Origin of the sequence: Vibrio splendidus 12E03 (genome assembly GCF_000272105.2) — a bacterium.
GTDB lineage: Bacteria > Pseudomonadota > Gammaproteobacteria > Enterobacterales > Vibrionaceae > Vibrio > Vibrio splendidus_I.
This window is the reverse complement of record NZ_AJZD02000331.1, coordinates 1-21,665: the sequence shown is the minus strand read 5'-3', so window position 1 is coordinate 21,665 and position 21,665 is coordinate 1. Positions and strand designations below refer to the sequence as shown.

Sequence of the window (21,665 nt, the reverse complement as noted above, 5' to 3'; positions counted from 1 at the left end):
TCTATGGCTTTTTGCCTAGATACTTGTCAATCTACTGTGAAGTGCACGTTAATGTTCAGATACAACCTTGCCTTTTTCTTATCCATTCTATTGTTTCCATTTGCTTCATATGCGGATACAACGGATCTTGTTATGGATCTGTCTGTTGACAGCGCGTCTTACGACAACGGACAAGAGGTGACTTATACGCTTGTTTTAACGAATGAGTCGGATAAAGCTATCGCTGAGTTGGACGTTAAAGATGAGCTGTTAAATATCTTAACGACAGATGACCAAGGGAATAATGTCAACGCGTTCTCGCAAGTCTCGACTCAAGCGCAATCTTCCTTCCTTTCATCTCCAGGTGATTACAGTCGCTTCGGGAATTTAGATGCATCAGGTGTACGTATTGCGGCTGGTGGATCGGTAACCTACACCATGGTCGCCACAGTTTCTGCTGACGCAGCAGGTACGATTGATAATGTCGCAAGTGCGAGCTCCGGGCCTCTCGATTCCGTTGAATCAAATACGGAATCAATTCAACGAGGTTTGTATGAGCATGATGTTGTGGTGTCGGTAGATAAGACAAACTACCAACTGAATAAAGAACTCACGTACTCGATCAAGATATCAAATACTGGCGATACGGTGATTCGAACGCTTGATGTTCAAGATGCTATTTCAGATATCAAGACACTCGATATTGATGGCGTTCTTCAACAGGCTTTCATTAACAATGTGAATTCAGCCGAGGTACTAGGAGGGGAAAGTGATGCAGGTACCTTTAGCTCTTCAGGAGATTTGTCAGTCACTGATGCGTCAATAGATATTGGCGGATCTATCACCTACACAATTCGAACGACCGTTGCCGACAAACTCGTCGGCGATATTGTTAATGACAGTATTACGGCAGAAACTCGAGATACTCTGATCTCAGGAGACGCAATCGCCACGCCGCCCACTGAGCCTAGTATCACCCTGACACATACCTTGAACCAATCGGATAACTATCTAGTCGATGATGAGTTTTCCTATACGGTCACGGTTGCCAACCAAGCAAACTCCGGTATTGCTTACCATTATTCGGTTCAGCAGTTTCTTGCGGATCTTGAAACCGATCTAGGCAACGATGTCAGCAACGAAAAGAATGCGACTGACACGGTTGGTATCCCTTACGATTTTTGGACCAATGAAGTGACCTCGATCGGTTCTAATAGCCTTTCAGAACTCAATGCATCTGGAAAGGAATCGAACACGTCACTAGAAGACAAAGTGTCTATCTATCCCGGTGAGCAGATTGTTTATTCCGTTGTGGTGGACGTTAGCCCTGTGTCTATTGGTCAAATTCCCCAAGTTGTTGCACGAGTGGTTGATGCTGATGGCCTCGCGGATTCTGGCGATGCTTTGGCTAATATTCTCGATTCGAAAGACGTTCTGACGACGTCATCAAGCCAAATTACCCGTAACAAGAACACAACGGATACCACTTATGTGCCTGGAATATCCGGTGAAAATGAAGTGGTCTACGACATTGTTATCTCCAACAAAGACACTGAGTTTTTCGCCAACGATATTGAAGTTATCGATAAATTTGCTTGTATCGTGACAAAGCAAGCGGATGGCTCTAACGCTTCAGCATTTTCCGAGTGGAAGCTTGAAGTCGCCGACAGAAGTGGTGATGGATCGAATTATGGTTCATTTAATTACAATACTTGGACAACAAACGACATCAATTTGAAAGTCGACCTCGCACCTGAGGGCTTCGTTCATTATAAGCTGACCGCAAAAGTGGCAGACACCAGTGTGGGTCAGATTGTTGATGATGGTACCGATGCAGGTTTGTGCTTAGGGGATAACTTAGGCGAGTCGGGCTCTGGTGTACAAATGCCAAACTCGAAATTAAAAGTCCAAAAGGAAGTGGATTCTCGTTACTACTCAGCTGGCGGTGCCCTGAACTACGACATAACGGTAGAGAATAACGGTGACGGCTACGCGATTGATGTACCGGTTTATGATGATTTAGTCTCTGTCATGACTCAGTCTATTAACGATACACCGACGAAAGCGTATTTGAGCTGGGTTATTACTGCGAAATCCTATGCCTCTGACGGTTCAATTTCGACAAACAGTGATCCCGGCTTTACTGGTCAAATTGAAGGTAATCAAAGCAATAAACTTATCTTGGATGAGAAGGCTAAGTTGGCCCCACACGATAAGATTGTTTATAGCATTGCGGCGATCGTAAACCCAATTGCTGATGATGAAATCCGTAATGAAGTGACGGTCGACAGCGTACTTTATTCCGATAGAGGCTCATACCCACGAGATTACTACTTAGTATTGGATAAGCGTGTTGATGGTCATAACGAACAAAACGCGTATACCGACACCACCAATACTGTCACTTATATGATCAGCATTACCAACCCAGCAGGGAACGGTTTCGCCTCTAACATCAATGTCAAAGATGAAATCAGCACCATAGAAGCTGAGTTACTTCACGAGCCGGGTGAAACCAAGCCCGTGTTCTCTTCGTGGACGATCAGTGCAGAAAGAGAGGCAGACTCCCCGTGGGTGAAAGCCGTGACTGACCCTGGATCGTTCTCAGATAACAATGATCTGGATGCCACCGCTCAGATTCCGCCCGGTGCGACGATTACTTATACCATTGTTGGGACACTCGATCGCAGTGTCGACAGTGAGATTCTTTGGGGAGCATTCACCAATACCGCAACAGTGACGGGACCAGATACTAATCTATCGGATACGGTACGTACCTATCCTAGCGAACCGAATCTTGTAGTCGCTAAGACCGCTCAAAATACCGACTTTGTTGTAGGTGAGCGCGCTACGTTCGATATTTATATCTATAACCGTGGCATCGGCTACGCAAATGATGCAACGGTGCAAGATAGTATTTCAGCGCTCAACTTCTTTAATAGTTGGACAATTGTAGGTTCGACCAACACAGATAAACCAGGTTCTCGTTACGGTGACATTGCCAACGACACTGACATCAATACCGACGTTGATATCACTCCCGGAGGGTGGGTTCATTATGAGGTTAGCGGCATTGTTAAGTCTGACTATGAAGAAGAACAAGTATCGAACCGTGTTGATGTTTACGATCCTATAACAGACCGTGACCACAGCTCTTCCGCTCAGATAGATAACTCACACAGTACCTATGACATCAATGTCTCACTAGCTAAAACGACCGATGTAGTCCGTTACACGCCGGGTGCAGATCTCACCTATACCATCGTTATTGGCAATAACAGCGACACTGATGAGACCGATCTTATCTTTATGGATCGTCTGAGTGAGATCACCACTACGCTAGCGAATGATAAAGATGGTGAAGTAGAAGATGTTCTTAATCAAAACCCGTTTGACTATTGGTCTGTTGATACTGGCTCTGGTTTCGGCCCGAATACCACTGATGATGTGGAGTTCCCAGTTTCAATTCCTGCCAAAGACTTTGTCACGGTGCGTATTAAGGCGCATGTCAAAGACAATGCGGTATCTAACGGTGTCGCTGACAGAGACGGCGGCATAATCCGCAACGAAGCAGTGCTGATTCATGACGATAATGCCGGTTGTACTGATGATTGTGAGTATGCCAAACGTGCCGTGGCTGAAAACCATCAAGTGCACAACAGTGGCGGCGTAGTTCGTACAACCAATATTAATCGTTACTCCCCGGGCGATCAGTTGACTTATACCATCAAGTATAACTCTCAAGAGGGGCACGGTTATCGAAATAACGTTGACGTTAACGAACTGATTAACGACATATCAGTGGAGCTACAAGATGGCAATTCAGGTAATCCATTTTTCGATGATTCGGTAGGTTCAAACAAGTTTACGGTGGCAGTTGCTAAGAGCGATCCTGCAAACGCGGGTACGACCGATGGTACCAAAGACGGTGATGTCGCGAACGATACTGACATTGTGACTTCAATTGATATCGATGCTGGCGAAGACGTGACTTACACAGTAACAGGTACAGTAAGACCGGATGCGGTCGGTGATATTCATTACCGAGATACCGTCGTGATTCCCGATGATTACCATTTAGATTTTGATAAAACGACTGATGAAGTGGTGTATGAACCGGCTCAGACGGTGACTTATCACTTGGTGATTGAGAATGACGGTAAAGGTAATGCTCACGACATTCCAATTGTTGATAACCTCAAAGATATTACCGTCGATCTCGTAGACGGTACGACTGGACCTGCGTATTCAACGTGGACTATTACCTCTATCGCAACGGGCACTGATTCTGAGTATGTCGATGCAGGCGCGGGCGCGGGCAACGTTTATACATCAACAGACAGCAACCTTAACGAAGAAGCCGATATTCCGATGGGCGCCAAGCTTGAATACCAAGTGGTTGCAACCATCAACGATAAAGCCAATGGCGATATTATCAATGTGCTGACTGTCGATGGAGATACGATCTCTCACGATATCTCGCAAACCGTTCGTCAAATTGATTACGAAAAAAATATTCTGGACTACTACGATACCGATGGGAACAATATTCCGGGAGCAACGAGCTACATGCCCGGAGGCTACATCGAGTATGAAATCTATATCGAAAATATCGCAACAGCGCACGTTGATGATATTAGCCTTCGTGATGACATCGACCAGATGACGACTCAATACTACGACGGAACTCGCGGTCCGGCATTTGATAGCTGGACCATTGAAACGTCTGCGGACAGTTCAGGGATCTCTGACCCTGATGTCGATAACTCGATCAAAGACAATCAACCGATTGATACACACTTTGATATATCGGCAGACAACTTTGGCCGTGCAGTATCGTCACCGTTTGTGCGTTATGTCATCAAAGCCAAAATCAGTCCGAAAGCAGTAGGTTCATTCACTAACCGAGCGTATATCGATGAAGATGATGGCAACCAGTTCATTGCTGTTTCTCCCCCAACGTCGATGTCAGAACCAGACATAACATTCTCGAAAAAGGCGTTCTATGACGCAGGCTTCTCTTCGGCAAAGACTGAGTATTCTCAAGCCGCTGGTGAGAGTGAGGTTTATTACCGCGTTCAAATTAAGAACACGGGCAACGGCATTGAATATGGCTCTCATCTCGAAGATACCATCTCAGCAATTCAGACTCGTATTGCAGAAGATGCCTCGACGTCTGGCACTGACCCTGTCGGGCAACCATTCTTGTCTGGTTGGGAAGTGCAGTTAGAAAAAACGGCGGCGACAGGCTCAATTACCGACGCGATTGACTTTGTACCGGGCAATAACATCGATATTGACAACGACATTGTTATCGCGCCTCAAGAAAGCCTAACGTTCACTATTCATGCTCAAATTCGTGAAGATGCATTGGGTGACATTCAAAATAAAGCGACGTACGACGGTAGTGCTCGAACAGCGAATTTAATGCCGCTTGAAAATAATACCAGTGTTGAAAAACGTGTTGTGTCGATCAACGGCAACCCGTTCAGTGATGGTGATACCTATCTTCCGGGTGACGAAGTTGAGTATGAATTTGTAGTCACAAACCCTGAAAACGGTTGGGCGAATGATATTCAGATCAAAGACACAATCACAGACATTCAAGTCGAAGTGATTGGCGGTAAAACGGAATCCGCTTTTGTTTCTGGCGATATCACCCATGAAGTCAGCAATGGCATTGATGCCAACGCTGATACTTATGTACCAAGCTATAACCCAAACAGTAACCTGAATATTGAAACCGATATTGCCGCAGGTGAAATACTGACGTTTAACTTAACGGGTGTTATCCGTGATGACGCTTTGGGAACTATCGAAGCCAACCGAGTGACGGCAGAAAATGAATCTGCGACATCAGAAACGATTCCGCCACAAGCGGCTGAACTCGACTACTTCAAAACCTTGGTTTACACCGATGGTGAATCGGCGGGCTGTTCAGTGCCTTCAAACGATGGCAGTAGCTGTACTTATGCACCGCGTGGTGATGTTGAATATCAAGTTACGTTAGATAATACAGGCGATAGCATTGCCAATGATGTGCGTGTTATCGATGCCATCCATACCATTAAAACCGAAGATGGCGATGATGCGTTCTCTGATTGGGCAACAGCGATTGCAGTTGAGCCGGTTGGAACTTATGACGTGCAAGGTAACTACAACGGTAGCGTCCCATTGAATGCGACTGTCGATCTTCGCCCTGGCGAACGCATCGTGTTCGATGTCAAAGGCACGGTTTCAACATCGGCAACAGGCACCATTACCAATACGGCACAAGTGAACGGCGATGACACCAACGACATCGCACTTGACCCTGGTCGCTCAAATATCCTAATCGATAAGTGGACAGATACACCTACGTACGTACCCGGTGGAACGGTGAATTACTACATCGACATTACCAATGACGATGTGGATTCTGGCCTGTTCTCAATCCGCGACATCATTAGTGGCTTCGAAGTTGAAACTGTCGATGGTTCAATGCAAACCGCACTCACGGAGTGGAGCGTCGATTACGATGTCTTGTACAACTCTGCACCATCGGATCCTGACGCGAATGATTTCTCAGAGTTAGACAAGCTCGTTGGGCAAAGCAGCCCAGACATCGATTTACCTGCTGAGTCAGTCAAGATGGCAGGACGTGATGATGCGGGCACTGGTGGCGGTGACAAATACACGGTTGTTCGAATCCATGTTGAAGGCAAGGTCCGTGATGACGCAATTGGTCGCTTTACCAATACTGCATATCTACGACATGGCTTGGACGATTCGAAAATCGCTCGCTTAAGAGAGGGCTACATCACGCCTCAACCGGGACAGTTGGTGTTAACCAAAGAAACCACCCCGATTGCTGAGCCTGATGCTAAGTACCAACCGGGTCAACCTATCTCCTACAAGATTACCGTGGCTAACACCGGTGAAGGTTACCTTGTGGATCAAGTCCTGACGGATCGTGTCGATACCATCATGACAGAAGTGGCGAACAGCCCGGATCAAGAGCAAGCGCTTACTGGCAATTGGATCATCAGCGATGAACAGATTGATGGTAGTGGCGATCCAAAACTGAATGTTCGCAAGGATGTGTCCAATACCACTCAAGGTTACAGCGCCACTTACAGCATTCACCCCGGAGATAGCTATTCGTTTGTTGTCACCAATACCGTGAATGATAAAGCCAAAGGTGAGATCACTAACGTTGTTAAAGTGGCTAGCGATGATGGTGAATACACCGCAGACGCAACCTACATTCCAGAAGACGCACAAATAGAGATCACAAAAGACGTTGATAAAGCGGAGTACCTTCCGGGAGAAACACTTCAATACACCGTGACCGTTAAAAATAACGGTTTAGGTTGGGCTGAAGACGTTGTGATTGAAGATGCGTTGAAATCGGTAGAAACCACGATTGCTGGTGGTGAGACGAAGCAAGCCTTTGACCCCGCTTCAATCCAAATATCAGCTATTTCGACAACAGGTGAAACGCCCGTACCAGATGCAACCAGTGGTGAAGATCTCAACGAGACACTCGATATCGCACCGGAAGACAGCATTGTGTTCACGATTCAAGTAACAACGAATGCACTTGCGACTGGCGATATCACCAATATGGCATCAGCGACCTTTGATGGCACAACCTTAGATGACTCGGCAACCAGCACACCTGTGTTGGCAACGGTTTCGGTCAAGAAGACGGTTGATACGCCATCGTATGAAGTAACCAAGCTGATTAACTACGACATCACAGTAACCAATAGCTCTGAGGCGTTTGCATCTGGTGTTCAACTTCAAGACATCATCAGTGACATTCAAGTTGACACGACCGCAGATAAACAAGAGTCGGCATTCCTACTATGGGAAGTGAGCTTTGACGCCTCGGATGATCGATCTGTTGTCACTCCAAAGACGTTCGACTTGAGTGAAGACATCGATGTGAGTATGGATGTTGCGCCACAAAGTACCGTGACATTCAATGTTAAGGCGTTGATTCGTACGACGGCGATTGGCGATATCAGTAACACGGCAACCATCACTTACAACGGCACACCACAAGACTCAACGGCAGTCATGACGCCGAAAGACTCTGAGTTTGTTGCGACGAAAACTAATGTGCAAAGCGAGTATGAACCGGGTGGTGAGTTGGAGTTCCTGATCACCATAGAAAACACCTCGAACAACTACATCAGTGACTTAAGTGTTGTTGATGACATGGAATCTATTGAGGTGTCGTATTACGACGGTTCGACGGGGCCTGCTTTTGTGGCTGGTTCCACTTCTTTGGTGGTCGATTCAACCACGATAGGTACCACCACCGAGCAAGTTAGCCCGACGGAATACAACGTAGATATCGCCCCGCACGGCACAGTTGTGTTCCGCTCAAAAGGCACCGTAGTTGATACCGCGACTGGACACATTATTAATACCGCGCAAGTAGACGGCGGCGATGTTATCAGTCCTCCAGTTCACACTGTGGCGGCTGTGGTTCAAGCCGAGCTGTTTACCGATGCACCTTATTACGTACCGGGTGAGCAAGTTGAGTATCATTTAGTGGTGCAAAACATTGGCCGTGGTATTGCGAAAGATGTGGCGCTTTACACCCAGTTCTCTGAGTCAATGGGTGACTACATTGATGGCTCTCGCAGCAATGCTTTTGATGATTGGACACTAACAGCGTCATCGGAAGGGGCTGAAACTCAACCGGGCACTTTTGATCATGACAAAGACTTATTCACCTTGGTCGACATTGCGCCGGGCGGCAAGATTGATTACACCTTCACGTTGACGGTCAACGAAGACATGCTGACTAACATTGATGTACTTGGCTACTACCTTGATTTAACGGGTAGCCCAACGATGCGTGCTCGATCTAAAGGTATGTTGGCATCGGAAACCTCGATGCAGGCAGTAGCAGACCAAGTATCTGCTCTGGATCTACCGCCAGTGGGTGCAGATTTGATTGTCGAAAAGCGTTCAGACAAACCTGAATACACCGAAGACGACGACAGTGTCACTTATTACTTAGCCGTGACCAACAGTGGTTTAGGTAACGCAGCGAGCGTGCGACTAACTGATGAGATCAGCGAACTGCAAAATAGCGTTGGTAATAAAGTGTTCACTGACTGGACGATTGAAGGCGTTGAAGTCGATGATACAGGCGCGGTTATTCAGCGTCATAGCTTCCCTTCGAGTAAAGACCTAGACACTACCGTTAACCTGAAGTCCCAAAAGCGAAATGCCTATGCATTTGAAGTGGTGGGTACATTAGGTAAAGGTTTGGATGACGACATTACTAATACCTTCACGGCGACCGAATCTGACGGTACCGAAACCAACGACAGCGTAACCACTCACATCAAGAAGATTCCTGATAACTCTGGGGAATTGGAGCTGACTAAATCGGCACTGCAAGATACCGCGCAAGTCGGTGATGCGGTTGAGTACGAGATCATCGTTGAGAACAACAATGAATCCTACTTTAAGAATGTCACTGTGGAAGACCGTTACCCAGGCGGCTTGAAGTACATAGTGGACACATCAGAAGTAGTGTTGAGCGGCATTGATGGTGAGTTTGGCACTGAAGACGATCAGGTTATCTCTCAAGAACCATCAGACACGGGCAAGTTAATGTTCACATCGTTGAACTTTGATCCGGGCGAGAAGCTGCGTATTCGTTACTTATTGCGAGTATCGGTAGGAGCAACGTTTGGTGATTACATCAACACCGCAGTAGCGAAAGTGGATGGAGCGATAGTTTCCAATGAAGACACCGCCAAAGTGACCGTAGAACCGGACAAGGTGTTCGATACCTCATCGATAATCGGCAAAGTCTTTGAAGATCACAACAAAGATGGATTCCAAGCAGACGCAACCGCGTTCGATGTTGAGTTAACTGCGAACCTAGCAACACAAGGCTACATCGCTGATTCGACACACATCATTCGTGATGGACAAGACGTTGCTGTCGAAGATGGCGCAATGACCAATGCTCTTGAGCAAGGTTTGGATCTTGGCGACCTTTGGGGTCACTCAGTAAATCGAACACTGCTAGAAACCAGCAAAGTGGTGATTCAATTCAAGACTCGCACACAACAGAGCTTTGATTTCTATGTCACGACCGATGCGGGCTCCCGTATCGAGTTTGATGCACAAGGTCAGATTCAGTTTAAACATGAATCCGATAAGAAGAAGGGACTGAGCGCGGAAAATCTTAACGTAACCAGAAATCTGTATCGCGATGGCGAGGATTACCTGTGGGAAATCGTTATCGAGAACAAAGGTATTTATGAAGATGGTATTCCGGGCGTTAAGTTGATGACGGTTGAGGGAATCGTTATTTACACAGACCAGTACGGTCGTTACCACGTGCCCGACCAATGGGTACTCAATAAGAAAGGTAAGAACTTCCTTGTGAAGTTGGACACTGATTCGTTATCCACCTCCATGGAAGTGGTGAGCGAAAATCCGAAAGTGTTGCGAATTACCCCGAACAAGCTCACCAAGTTCAACTTTAGCGTTCATCGCAAAGATCAAGAAAGTGAATAGCAGTAAGCCATTGGAACCGTATCTGGAAATTGTATGAAAGTATTTAGTAAGTCTCGTTTAGCGACGTGTGTGTTGACTGCCATTCCTGTGATGGCGGTAGCGAAAGACACAGGTAAGCTTGAAAAACTTGGTTCTGAGACAACGGGCATTGAAATCAACAAGCCGAACCAAGCGCAAGACAGCTCACGTATTTACCTTGAACAAGGCGCGATTTGGGCAAGCCGCGACATCACTCGCTTTGACCCAGTATTAGATGTTAGCGTCAGCGATGAGTTAGAAGTGGAACAAGGCACACTGCGTGACAGCGTCGGTTTCACCATCACCACCAACTATGGTTACTACATCAAAAAGTACCAATTGGAGGTGTACCGTGTGGGTGACTTTGGTTTGTCTGAGCCCATCGCTGTGCTTGATGGCGATAAACTGGCAAACGATTCTGACATCAATTGGGATGGTCAAACCGATGTTGACTATCAGTTTGAGGTCGGTGAGCAGTTGATGTTCCGCCTAAAGGCGTGGGACAAAGATGGCAACATGGACGTGACCACGGTTGGTGTGACGGATTTGGTGAAGCCTGACTCTGAAGTCGATATCGAACGCAATGATAACGACGATGAAGAGAGTAAAGACAAAAGCTACGGCCAAGCTAAGTTGATGCGTCACAACATTCCAACCAATGCAGGCTTAGCCAAGTTCATTGGTACCGGTTTGAAAGGCGTCGATAAAGTCATCATCGGTGAAGATGAATTTGACGTTGAAGACGGCAACTTATACGCAGAGCAGTACTTACCAACAGACTCCTACATTTTTCCAACCAAGGTTGTGTTTGATAACGGTGATGAACGCCGCTACAAGCTTTACGTTCGTATCCCAGATACGTACTACGCACAAACGGGTTTGGCTGATCTTTATGTTGGTAAGAACAATGTCTCTGGCAATGGTGATGCATTGAGTGTCGATGATCAGTACCAAGATGATATCTATAACCAAGGTCGTTTAGCCTACTTTGGTCAGGGTAAATTTGGTGACAAGCTTCGCGTGACCACTCACTTCGATACTCGAGAAAGTGAAATCAAAGACATGTTCAAACATCCTTTCGCCTCGGACGACTCGGATGTGTTTGATATTCTCGAAGACGACGATGAACTGTATTATGGCAACTATGGTGACAGTTCGAACATCGAAAAAGTGGTCAACACTAAGGGTAAGGTCTACCTCAATGTGGAATACGATAAATCACAATACTTGTGGGGTAACTACAACACAGGGTTAACGGGTACCGAGAACAACGATTACAACCGTAGCCTTTATGGTTTCAAGGCCGATTACCGTACTCGTGATACCACACAATACGGTGAAGACCGCTTGAACGTGGTCGGTTTTACCGCAGAAGCTGACTCCTTATATGCACACGATGAGTTCTTAGGTACAGGTGGTTCTCTGTATTTCCTTCGCCACGGTGAAGCTGTACCGGGAAGCGACAAGGTTTACGTAAAAGTAAAAGATGAATCTGGCCTAGTACAAAATGAAATCCCGCTTGAGCCGGGTGTTGACTATGACTTTGACCCGTATCAAGGCCGTATTATTCTGACCAAGCCGCTCGACAATATCCTATCCGACAGCTTCGGTAGCGTGATTGAAAACGGAGACGACTACGAAAACTATCTGGTTGTTGATTATGAGTATGTCCCTCAAGGTTCAGACTCGCTGGATGCGATGTCTTACGGTGGTCGTGCTAAAGGTTGGATCAACGATTACGTTGGTGTGGGTGTGACGTATGCGACTCAAGAAAAAGATAACCAAGACTACGAGTCTTATGGAACTGACTTAACCTTGCGTGCGACGGAAGGCACTTACATCAAGGCCGAGTTTGCCCACAGTGAAGGTACTCAAACCGAGTCTAACTTTGTCTCTATCGATGGTGGTTTAACCTTTACGCCGATTGGCGACACGTTAGAAGATCGTGAAGGTGACAGCATCCAAATCACCGCAGTGACCAGCCTTTATGACCTTGCCCCAACTATCTTTGGTGCAGTAGGCAATGACCTGAAGCTTTGGTATCGAGACAAAGATGCAGGATACAGTTACGCGAGCAGCAGCGATGACCTAGAGCAAGAAGCCTATGGTGCCGAGCTTCGCTTGCAAGCGACCGACCGTTTGGCGGTTCTTTCTCGATTCTCGACCAACGAAGAGCGCGATGTCGACGGCAATCTAGAAGCGGATACCGAAACCATTGAGGTTGAGACTCAAGTCAAAATCACCGAGCACATCAAGGTTTCAGCGGCGGGGCAACAAACTGAAGAACTTAACCAAAACGATGAGCACAGCGATGCAACTTTAGCTGGCGTGCGTTTGGAATACATGTGGGACAGCGACAACAGCGTCTACATCAAAGGTCAAACCACAGTATCTCAATCAGATGACTACGACGAGAATGATAGCGCATCGATTGGTGCGGAATTCCAAGTATTGGAAGATCTGTCGCTGGGTGGTGAATACACCGATGGCGACCGCGGGCAAGTCGCCGAAGCAACCGTGACTTACGATGTGTCTGATGACCATTCCACATACGTGACCTACGTTGATGATAACTACGAAGGCGAAAATAACGTGATTGTCGGTCAGCGTGCAGACCTCACCAGCAGTGTCGATTTCTACCAAGAGAACCAGTTCGTTGATGAAAATGATGGTCACGGTCGTATCGATTCCTATGGTTTTGGTTACGACGTGACGGAAGATGTCGAGATGGGCATCGGTTATCAACTTGGTGAAATTGAAGATGACGAGAACATCACCACAGAGCGTGAGTCCATCAGCTTCAATGCGTCAATTGACCTAGACGACATCACCTTAAGCCACAAATTCGAATATCGAGTGGACAAGAGTGAAGACGACCCAGAAATCGCTCAACGTGAGCTGCAACAAATCGTGACGACCAACCGTTATACGCATCATTTAACGGAAGAGTACACGCTGTTTGGTAAGTACAACTACTCAATTACAGAGAGTGAAACCACTGGCGAAACCATGGCGCAGTTTACCGAGGCGACAGGTGGACTAGCGTATCGTCCTGTCTACAACGATCGACTCAACTTACTGAGCCGCTACACCTATATTGCAGACTTCGATCAACTGGATCGCGATGTGGACTATCAAGACGAAACCAGCCAGATCATTGAAGTTGAAGCGATCTATTCGATCGACCAACATTGGGACATCGGCACTAAATATGCGCATAAAGATAAAGAGCAAGCCTTCGAGCGAGCATCTGGTGCGAATGAGATGGTTAAAAGCGACATCGACTTATACGGGCTTAGTGCTTCTTACCGAGTGATGAAAGAGTGGGATGTAACGGGTGAATATCACTGGAAAACTGACACACTCAATGATGAGTTAGAGCACGGCGCGTTAGTTTCGGTGAATAAGCACATTGGCGAGAACTTCAAAATGGGGATTGGTTATAACTTCTCTGCGTTTGATAGCGATCTAACCAATGATGACGACTACGACGCATCCGGTGTGTTTATTAACTTAGTCGGTAAGATCTAAGCCTGCTCAAAAGTGGGTTGAAAGTTAAGAGTTGAGAATTCGAAGTGACAGTTAAGAGTAAGATGAAAACAATTATTTTCCTAATAAGCGCAGTGATGAGTACTTTGTTGCTTTCCGGCTGTGCAACCGACACGTACTTGAGTCAGGAGAACCGAGACAAGTTTGCTGGCATAGACGTATCTAAGTTTTTAATTAGCGAGTGTTTGGCGCCAGAGCGTGAGGTGCATATCGCTATCGCAGAGCATTTTGCTTTTGATAAGTACAAGCTACGCGACCTCGACAAGATCAACTTGGATACCTTTGTTAAAGAGATCAGAGGCCTCAAAGGGCGCATCACGATTGTCGGCCATACTGATTACAAAGGTTCTCTGGAATATAACGAACGCCTTTCACAGCGACGCGCTAAGTCAGTGGCTGACTACCTTCAGACGCATTTGGATCCTAAGAATTACGATTGGGAAGTGAAACACCTCGGTGAAACGCAGCCTCTGTTGTTGGGTAAAACCGATAAAGACCGAGCGGAAAATCGCCGTGCATTTATTGTGTTTGAAGAGGCGCAGAAATACGAAGAGATGCCTTTCTGTGAGCCACCAAAACCCGAACGTAAGGTGTATATGGCGATCACACCGCACTTTGATTTTGATAAGTCAGTGCTAAAACCAGAGGACTTAACTCAGTTAGATGACTTTGCATCTCAATTGAGTGGCTTACAAGGCAACATCATGGTGGCAGGGCATACTGACCAAGCCGGTTCGGTCTCTTACAACGAGAAGTTAGCGGAACGCCGAGCAGAAAGCGTGGTGAAATACCTCAAAACCAAACTCGACCCTAAGCAGTTCATTTGGGAAGTAAAATCGTTCGGTAAATTGCAGCCAGCAATCAATGAACGTTCAGATAAAGCGGATGCGTTAAACCGTCGAGCGTTTATCGTGTTTAAAGAGTCGGATATTACTGCTGAGCAGCAAACGCTCTCAGGTAGCCAGCAGTAAACCTTGTCTGATCGCTAAGATAAGCTGCGAATATTGAAACTGCGCGTGAAGCTAAGTGATTTATTGATAAGTAGCAATTGGATTAAGAGCGAAAAGCCCCATACGTAGGGGCTATTTATTGTTTGAATTATCGGCGAGTTGAGCGAACGGTTTATTGTGATGGTAAATTCTGCTTTAACTCTAGAAGCATTTGATAAGCGCTTTCTCCAGACATCTCATATGGATTGAATTGGTTCGATGTCGAAAACTGTAAGTTCACCAATTCAGTTAGGCTCGACTGAGGAATATCACCCATAGACCAATCACCAAACTGCCTACAATCGATCTCTTTGAAATATAAAATCATGACGTTTTTGTGTCGCTTGTCATTCAAAATATGATTGTAGGTGTGGTTAACCGCGGTTCTTGAGCCTTCAATACATTGTAGGAAATACTTGTCGTTGTGACTAAGGAGTCCTGTTAAGTGGCTTTCTTTATTACGGTCGTGTGAAATCTTGAGGATGTCGTCTAAAGCCGTGGAGTCGCAACTTTCGCAAAGTGTGCTGACATAAATCAACCGAGTTAGGAGCATAGGTATCACTTCGATTTTTGTTCAAAGGGTATTAACAAATATAAGCCAAGCTCATGGAATTGCTAATTATTGGTAAAAATATCACTAACGATATTATTTTGGCGAAGTAAGAATGAGGATCAAGCTAAGAAAAGGCGTTAGGTACACCAATTCAGGCTATTTCAGAGTTTGTAACTCAATTGTTTGAGGGGATGGGCGAACGATCAGGCGACCGGCTTTATCGTGTGATTGTACTTCGTCATAGTAGAAGGTGCTGATAGTCACACCTTCTATTGAGTCCTGTGACCTGCTTGTAATCTAGCGTCGATGTCTATCAACGTTATTCGTTCAAAACCGAAATCGATTCGACGTTAGAAGAGGAATCAAATCGAACGTTGACCAACACACTTTCACGTTCGAAAGTCACATCATCAAAGTCAGTAGCTGCTATCTTAAATCCATTCCTTGCGAACAGACTCGTCACCGTTGTTCGTTGTTTCTGTTCCATTGCGCATGTCAGTAGTTCGTTCATCGTGATCTCCATTAGGTAACCGTGTGCATATTGTAAGCGTACAGACTCTACATTATGAGATCAATTGCTTAATTCATAAGCCGCGTTAATGCCTCTGGATGAATGATTTGATCATTCAAATAGCTAATGGACGAGAAAGCCTGTCATTACAGTGGTTATGATTACGGCGGTGTTCTGTGACAAGGCTTCAACAACTTTTACGATAGTTATTTCTTACCCAAATTGGATTGAAATAAGTGGTTACAAAACGGCTAGGCATTACTTAATTTTTTGCTTTGCTTCTTTCTCGTAATCAATGGAGCGAACTACTTAGAACTTATCGTTCGAGGTGAAATCTAAGCTTCACGACCGGTAGTATCTATCGGGGTTGTCAATGTTAGGTGGGTATTGTTATAAGTGTTATTAATTGCATAAGCTTGATTTTAATATTCCTTTGATTTATAAATTCTCTGCGCATCAATAACTTCATGATTATATTAGTCTTTACTAACCTTTAAATAACATGGAGAAAGGCGATGAGTAAGAACCAAACACGCAACGGGTTAGCCAATTTAATGCGATTTCGTAAACCATATAAGGCAACAGACTTCCTTGTCAGTTCTAATGAACTACGAGTTAAGAAAGATGTTTATAGCTTGCGTAAAATTAAACAGTTAGAAATTCGTCAATTGGGCTTCAAAGAAAACGCTATCAATATCGTTTCACTGGCTTTAGTACTCTCCGCTGCGACTTGGGCGTTTGTTCCTCAGTTTGGACTGCCTATGCTTGCGCTGACTTTTATTTTGGCTTTTGTCTCATGGCGAAAATACGAGTTGCGTGCAGAGTTTAAAGGGGCAGACGAAACCGGTGATCATTGGGTATCCGTAGCTCGCGGTTGTACTCGAGAAGAGTTCAAAATTTTGAAAAATGTAGAATTGGCTTTACGCGATCAGGTGTCTTAATACTTTAGATTTCTTCGTATTTGGGCCTTGTTAATGCCAGGGTCTTATAACTGTTAAGCTCTCATAATCAATAAAGCTCGTCATTGCATGGCGAGCTTTTTGTTTTCTGAAAAACACAGATAGTGCAGGTTACTTTGAGAGGCCAACGCTTATATGTGTAATGGGGTAGATATGAATCTTAAGTCACGGCATTTATGATGCTTTTTGTGGTTTTGAATATAGGGAGAGGGTGGAAATGAATACACGAGTCAGTGAGAGTTCTTTTAAAAGGCTCATCCAGTTAGTTGGTTGTGTTTTGATTATAGTGTTGAGCAATAGTCGACTCTCCAATGCTCAAAGTATCGAGTTTCCTACTTGTGCGAAGAGTGAGGTTTTGAATACAGAGATCCATCTTTATGTTGATGAATCTGTATTAGCCGAATATTCCAAAGCATTTGTTGCCTCTAAAATAGCGACATGGGAAAGCTATTCGAATCTGGTGTTGAAAAACTCCTGCATTCCTATAACGCGAAAAGTCACCAAGGTGATTTATACGTCTGAAATTGACAGCCTTTGGTTTCAAGATTTGAGCGCAGCAGAGAGGTTATTAAAACTCTCGATGGAAGAACCGATTCCAGAAACAACAGAAGACGGCGTCCCCATTTTTACTGGGATAGTATTTTCTAATTATAATTTTAGCTTTGAGTCTGATTATTGTGGTATGTCATCTTCGGTATCCTACTTTTTTTCTTTAGCGATAAACTGCCCTGATTACTTAATGGAGCATGAAATTGGCCATTTAAGTGGTGCTAATCATGACTATAAAACGTTATTGAAAGATTTTGATAGTATAGAAAGTTACATTTCTGGAACGTATCCAAGAGCTCCTCAATATTCCTTCGGTGCAATTTGTGCTGACAGAGGGACAGTGATGTCTTATGAGCGAGATGTTATACCTGCATATTCCAGCCCGGACATCAGAGTAGATGGCACAAAGTGCGGGGATAGCAAATACCACAATAATGCGAGAGTGCTTAGAGAGTTCGCACAAGCTTATTTAACCCCATGATTGCCTAGCTGCTAGTCTGTTGTTTTATTGAACGTTATAACGCGTGAGTTCAAAGTGTTCACCTTGTGATCTTCAAATCTAGAATGAGCGTATTTCTCCCAGTTTCTAAAGGAAGAATATGTATGATGTTATCTAAAGAGAATGAATCAAGAATTATCGAAATGGCATGGGAAGACAGGACGCCGTTTGAAGCAATAGAACTGCAATTTGGTTTGAATGAATCCCAAGTGATTCGTTTTATGCGTAGCCAAATGAAGCCAGGTAGTTTCAAATTGTGGCGCGCTCGTGTCGCAGGCCGCGCGACAAAACATGTCAAACTTCGTAGTTCTGAAGTGTCGAGAGGTTATTGTCCAACTCAATACAAGCATCGTTAAAGGAAGGGATGCAAACCAGTATCCCAAATCAACACACACTTATGGGAAATGAAAGGAATGAAACAATTTTGTGCTCTACTTTTGGTGCTGCTTAGCTTCGTAAGTCTCGCGCCAGTCTTTTCAACTAGCGGTTGAAAGCAAAGACTCTGGGAAGTTTATTGGAACCGTTTGTTTGCGTCTCGAAGGCGATAAACAAGCTTTAATGGGCTGCGCTTTCTCAAGGGAAACTCAGGGAAAAGGGCTCCCTACAGAAGCGGCTGAAGCCCTAGCTGATTTTGGCTTTTCAGAGTTGGGCGTGCAGCGCATCTACGCTGAAACCATCAGTAAGAACTTAGCAGCCATCAAATTGTGTCAGTCATTGGGAATGAAAGAAGAAGCGCGCTTTGAGAATCATCGATTCTTAAAGGGTAAGTGGTGGGATACTGTGAAGTTAACGGTTGTTCGATCTGATTGGAAAAAGGCTTAGTGATGGAAAGAGGCATGCAGAAGTTAGATAGAGGGCTAGATGAAGACGGATTCATTCAAAATCTTTATTCGCCAAAGAACATTACGCCTGGATTTCAAGAAGTAGTTACAGCAGTCATTGATTCGTTGTTAAAAGAACTCCCTGGCCAAATAGAAGGCATCTACTTGTACGGTAGTATTCCAAGAGGAACGGCCATTATTGGTCGCTCGGATTTAGATGTTTCTATCTTACTCGCTACGCCTGTTGGCCAAAAAGAGAAGGAAGTATTTAACCTACTTTCTGACACAATCCCCAAAGCATACCCTCAAGTGAGCAAGCTTGATATCGATCCTGGCTTCCTGCGGGATGTTCTGAAACCCACAGAAAAGTATCACTGGCAGTTTTGGCTCAAGCACTGTTGCTGTTGTATTTGGGGTAAGGATTTATCTACAGAGTTTCCGCTATATAAGCCCAGTATTGAAATAGCCCAAGCTCTCAATGGTGACTTGTCTACTTTTCTTGAGCAAATGAGCCAGTCCTTTAAAACAATGACCGATGCGGATGCAACTAAGGTTATTGGCAAGAAGTTAGTGCGGGCGGCGTATTACTTTGTTGCTGAGACAGACGGAAGTTGGTACACAGACCTGAGCCAGTGTGCCTCAGTAGCCAAGCGCTATTATCCAAATCAAAGCGACGATATTGAACTAGCGTATCAATATGCTCTTGGAAACTTGATATCTAAAACAGAGGCCTTTGAGCTTTATGAAAGACTAAGTAATAAGCTTGTTCTACGTTAAGTATTAACACAAGCTAGAAAATCAAACTTAACCACCGTGCAACGGTTCAAGGAAACCCCGATGTTGGCAGTTTCTTAACTGACAGTACAGAAACTGAGTTTTACCTAACTGATTCTTACGAAGTCTAGCGAGAAAATACAAATCATCTTAACTTAACTTAACTCATTGATTTGTCGTTTATAGTTTGAGGTATTAGCGCGGTATTTTACAAAAGGTTAAACAGTAAAAAATTTAAATTCGATACAATAATCCCCCCCTGTGTTGTTTAGGCAACTCTGGTTGTTATCTAGCATCTATTCACTACATTATAATTTGGCAGTGTCGCTCTTCTGGCAAGTACCAGCTCCCAAATATAACACATTGCGTAGTAATGGGCGGCTTTGGTTGAGGGAGCAAGCTTGCTCTTGATTTTCCAAAACTCAGCCCTAGTAATTCATATAAATATGAATTACTAAAACCAAGAGACGCCTTTATCTAGGTGCATGCCACCACACTCTCAACCTACTCAGAGCGTCCAGCGATTGTGAGTTGATCACATCTGTCTCTAGAAGAGCGGCTGTTAGCAAAATCTTAGAGCTTATCTACCAAGACTTCATATATCACGACCTTGAACTCACTTGAAATGACGCACCTTATATCTAGCTAGCAAGTTTAAAGCTAATGGATAGGCTTATCTCTAAGAGTGAATAAAACAGATGAGCATCACATTTTCCTACTGATGATGTTGGTAAAGATTTCATATGTGGTAAATTCCATTAGTGAAACGCAAGGATGTGTTGACCGATAATGTATTTACGTTGTTTTGAGCATGAGATCCTATGAGTTCAACTAAGTTCCACATTATGGCTAAACCAGCCAGTTTCAAATGTAATCTGAAGTGTGATTACTGTTTTTATTTAGAGAAAGAAGCTTTCATTCAAGAAACCAATGAACACTACTTAATGTCAGATAATAGTTTGAGAAATTACATAAAAAACTATATTCGAGAGTGTGATTTGGATGTAATTGACTTTGCTTGGCAAGGTGGTGAGCCAACATTAGCGGGCTTGGATTTTTTTGAACAAGCAGTTAAATATCAAAATAAATATGCTAATGGAAAGAAGATTACGAATAGTTTCCAAACAAATGCAATTGCAATAAATAGCAAATGGGCAAAGTTTTTTTACGAAAATAATTTCTTACTTGGAGTCTCCATTGATGGTATTTCTGATGTACACGATAGGTATCGTATATCTATTAACGGCAATCCAACTTTTGATAAAATAAAAAGCTCGATAGAGCTATTGATTAAGCATAATGTTGAATTTAATACCTTAACTGTTGTAAACGATAAGAATTGGTATCGCGGGAAAGAAACCTATCAGGCATTAAAATCGATGGGGGTTGAACATATGCAGTTCATTCCTATTGTAGAGGTAGACCAAAGTCTTACTGGATGCAGCGGCGCCAATCAGACAATTAAAGACGCTAGTGAAATGGCTTCTTTTTCTGTGCCTCCTCATGGTTTTGGGGTCTTTCTATCTGATGTGTTTGACCAGTGGGTTCGCACGGACATAGGTAAAATTTATGTCCAAACCTTTGAGAGCATACTGTCTACTTGGATTGGTCATGGGGCAACTATCTGTCACCATTTGAACGAGTGTGGGACGTCATTAGTGCTTGAGCATGATGGTGATCTCTATTCTTGTGACCATTATGTTTATCCATCACATAAGCTTGGCAATATTCACGATACAAGCATTGAAAAATTGGCTTCAAGCAAAAGACAGAGTCAGTTTGGTAAAGCTAAAAATAAAAAGATCTCAGACTATTGTCGCCAATGTGAATATTATTCACTTTGTAATTCTGGTTGCCCAAAACACAGAATATTTAAGTCAACTAGTGGGAAAAATAAAGACAACTATCTTTGTGAATCTTATAAG

General features: G+C 44.4%; 10 protein-coding genes and 1 pseudogene. 9 read left to right on the top strand and 2 right to left on the bottom strand.

Features of this window, described 5'->3' with window-relative positions:
- Positions 1-132 precede the first annotated feature (132 nt).
- From A142_RS21110 to A142_RS21100, 3 genes are all read left to right on the top strand, one after another.
- Positions 133-10,518 (top strand): DUF11 domain-containing protein, encoded by a 10,386-nt coding sequence (locus A142_RS21110; RefSeq protein WP_019824222.1) that lies wholly within the window; start codon positions 133-135, stop codon positions 10,516-10,518.
- 33 nt (positions 10,519-10,551) lie between these two features.
- Positions 10,552-14,067 carry a hypothetical protein gene (locus tag A142_RS21105; RefSeq protein WP_019824221.1) on the top strand — a complete coding sequence of 1,172 codons (3,516 nt, stop codon included), beginning with the start codon at positions 10,552-10,554 and terminating at the stop codon, positions 14,065-14,067.
- Between the two features lie 62 nt (positions 14,068-14,129).
- Positions 14,130-15,056 (top strand): OmpA family protein, encoded by a 927-nt coding sequence (locus tag A142_RS21100; RefSeq protein ID WP_019824219.1) that lies wholly within the window; start codon positions 14,130-14,132, stop codon positions 15,054-15,056.
- Between the two features lie 151 nt (positions 15,057-15,207).
- Here A142_RS21100 and A142_RS21095 read toward each other — a convergent pair whose 3' ends face one another.
- Both A142_RS21095 and A142_RS21090 read right to left on the bottom strand, forming a co-directional pair.
- Complete coding sequence (locus A142_RS21095) at positions 15,208-15,627, bottom strand: BLUF domain-containing protein (protein ID WP_019824217.1); 420 nt, start codon at positions 15,625-15,627, stop codon at positions 15,208-15,210.
- Positions 15,628-15,946: 319 nt separating this feature from the next.
- Positions 15,947-16,138, bottom strand: a complete 192-nt coding sequence (locus A142_RS21090) for a hypothetical protein (protein WP_029405569.1) — start codon at positions 16,136-16,138, stop codon at positions 15,947-15,949.
- 515 nt (positions 16,139-16,653) lie between these two features.
- Here A142_RS21090 and A142_RS21085 point away from each other — a divergent pair.
- The 6 genes and pseudogenes from A142_RS21085 to A142_RS21060 all read left to right on the top strand — a co-directional run.
- Positions 16,654-17,079, top strand: a complete 426-nt coding sequence (locus A142_RS21085; protein ID WP_019824212.1) for a hypothetical protein — start codon at positions 16,654-16,656, stop codon at positions 17,077-17,079.
- 235 nt (positions 17,080-17,314) lie between these two features.
- A complete protein-coding gene (locus A142_RS21080; RefSeq protein WP_019824210.1) occupies positions 17,315-18,127 on the top strand; it encodes a hypothetical protein in 813 nt (270 codons plus the stop codon).
- A 122-nt stretch (positions 18,128-18,249) separates the two neighbouring features.
- Entirely contained in the window at positions 18,250-18,501 is a 252-nt protein-coding gene (locus A142_RS21075; protein ID WP_019824208.1) for a TIGR03643 family protein, read from the top strand.
- A 103-nt stretch (positions 18,502-18,604) separates the two neighbouring features.
- Positions 18,605-18,967, top strand: a pseudogene (locus A142_RS21070) (GNAT family N-acetyltransferase); the annotation flags it as partial.
- 14 nt (positions 18,968-18,981) lie between these two features.
- Positions 18,982-19,743, top strand: coding sequence for a nucleotidyltransferase domain-containing protein (locus tag A142_RS21065; RefSeq protein ID WP_019824203.1), 762 nt, complete (start codon positions 18,982-18,984; stop codon positions 19,741-19,743).
- Positions 19,744-20,585: 842 nt separating this feature from the next.
- A partial coding sequence (locus A142_RS21060) for an anaerobic sulfatase maturase (RefSeq protein WP_158008809.1) occupies positions 20,586-21,665 on the top strand: 1,080 nt, incomplete at its 3' end.

Excerpts from the sequence above, each read along its gene's own strand:
- A142_RS21085 (WP_019824212.1), top strand. The coding sequence starts at position 16,654 with ATGAGTAAGAACCAAACACGCAACGGGTTAGCCAATTTAATGCGATTT.
- A142_RS21100 (WP_019824219.1), top strand. The coding sequence starts at position 14,130 with ATGAAAACAATTATTTTCCTAATAAGCGCAGTGATGAGTACTTTGTTG.
- A142_RS21110 (WP_019824222.1), top strand. The coding sequence starts at position 133 with ATGGATCTGTCTGTTGACAGCGCGTCTTACGACAACGGACAAGAGGTG.
- A142_RS21075 (WP_019824208.1), top strand. The coding sequence starts at position 18,250 with ATGATGTTATCTAAAGAGAATGAATCAAGAATTATCGAAATGGCATGG.
- A142_RS21105 (WP_019824221.1), top strand. The coding sequence starts at position 10,552 with ATGAAAGTATTTAGTAAGTCTCGTTTAGCGACGTGTGTGTTGACTGCC.
- A142_RS21090 (WP_029405569.1), bottom strand. The coding sequence starts at position 16,138 with ATGAACGAACTACTGACATGCGCAATGGAACAGAAACAACGAACAACG.
- A142_RS21080 (WP_019824210.1), top strand. The coding sequence starts at position 17,315 with ATGAATACACGAGTCAGTGAGAGTTCTTTTAAAAGGCTCATCCAGTTA.
- A142_RS21095 (WP_019824217.1), bottom strand. The coding sequence starts at position 15,627 with ATGCTCCTAACTCGGTTGATTTATGTCAGCACACTTTGCGAAAGTTGC.
- A142_RS21065 (WP_019824203.1), top strand. The coding sequence starts at position 18,982 with ATGCAGAAGTTAGATAGAGGGCTAGATGAAGACGGATTCATTCAAAAT.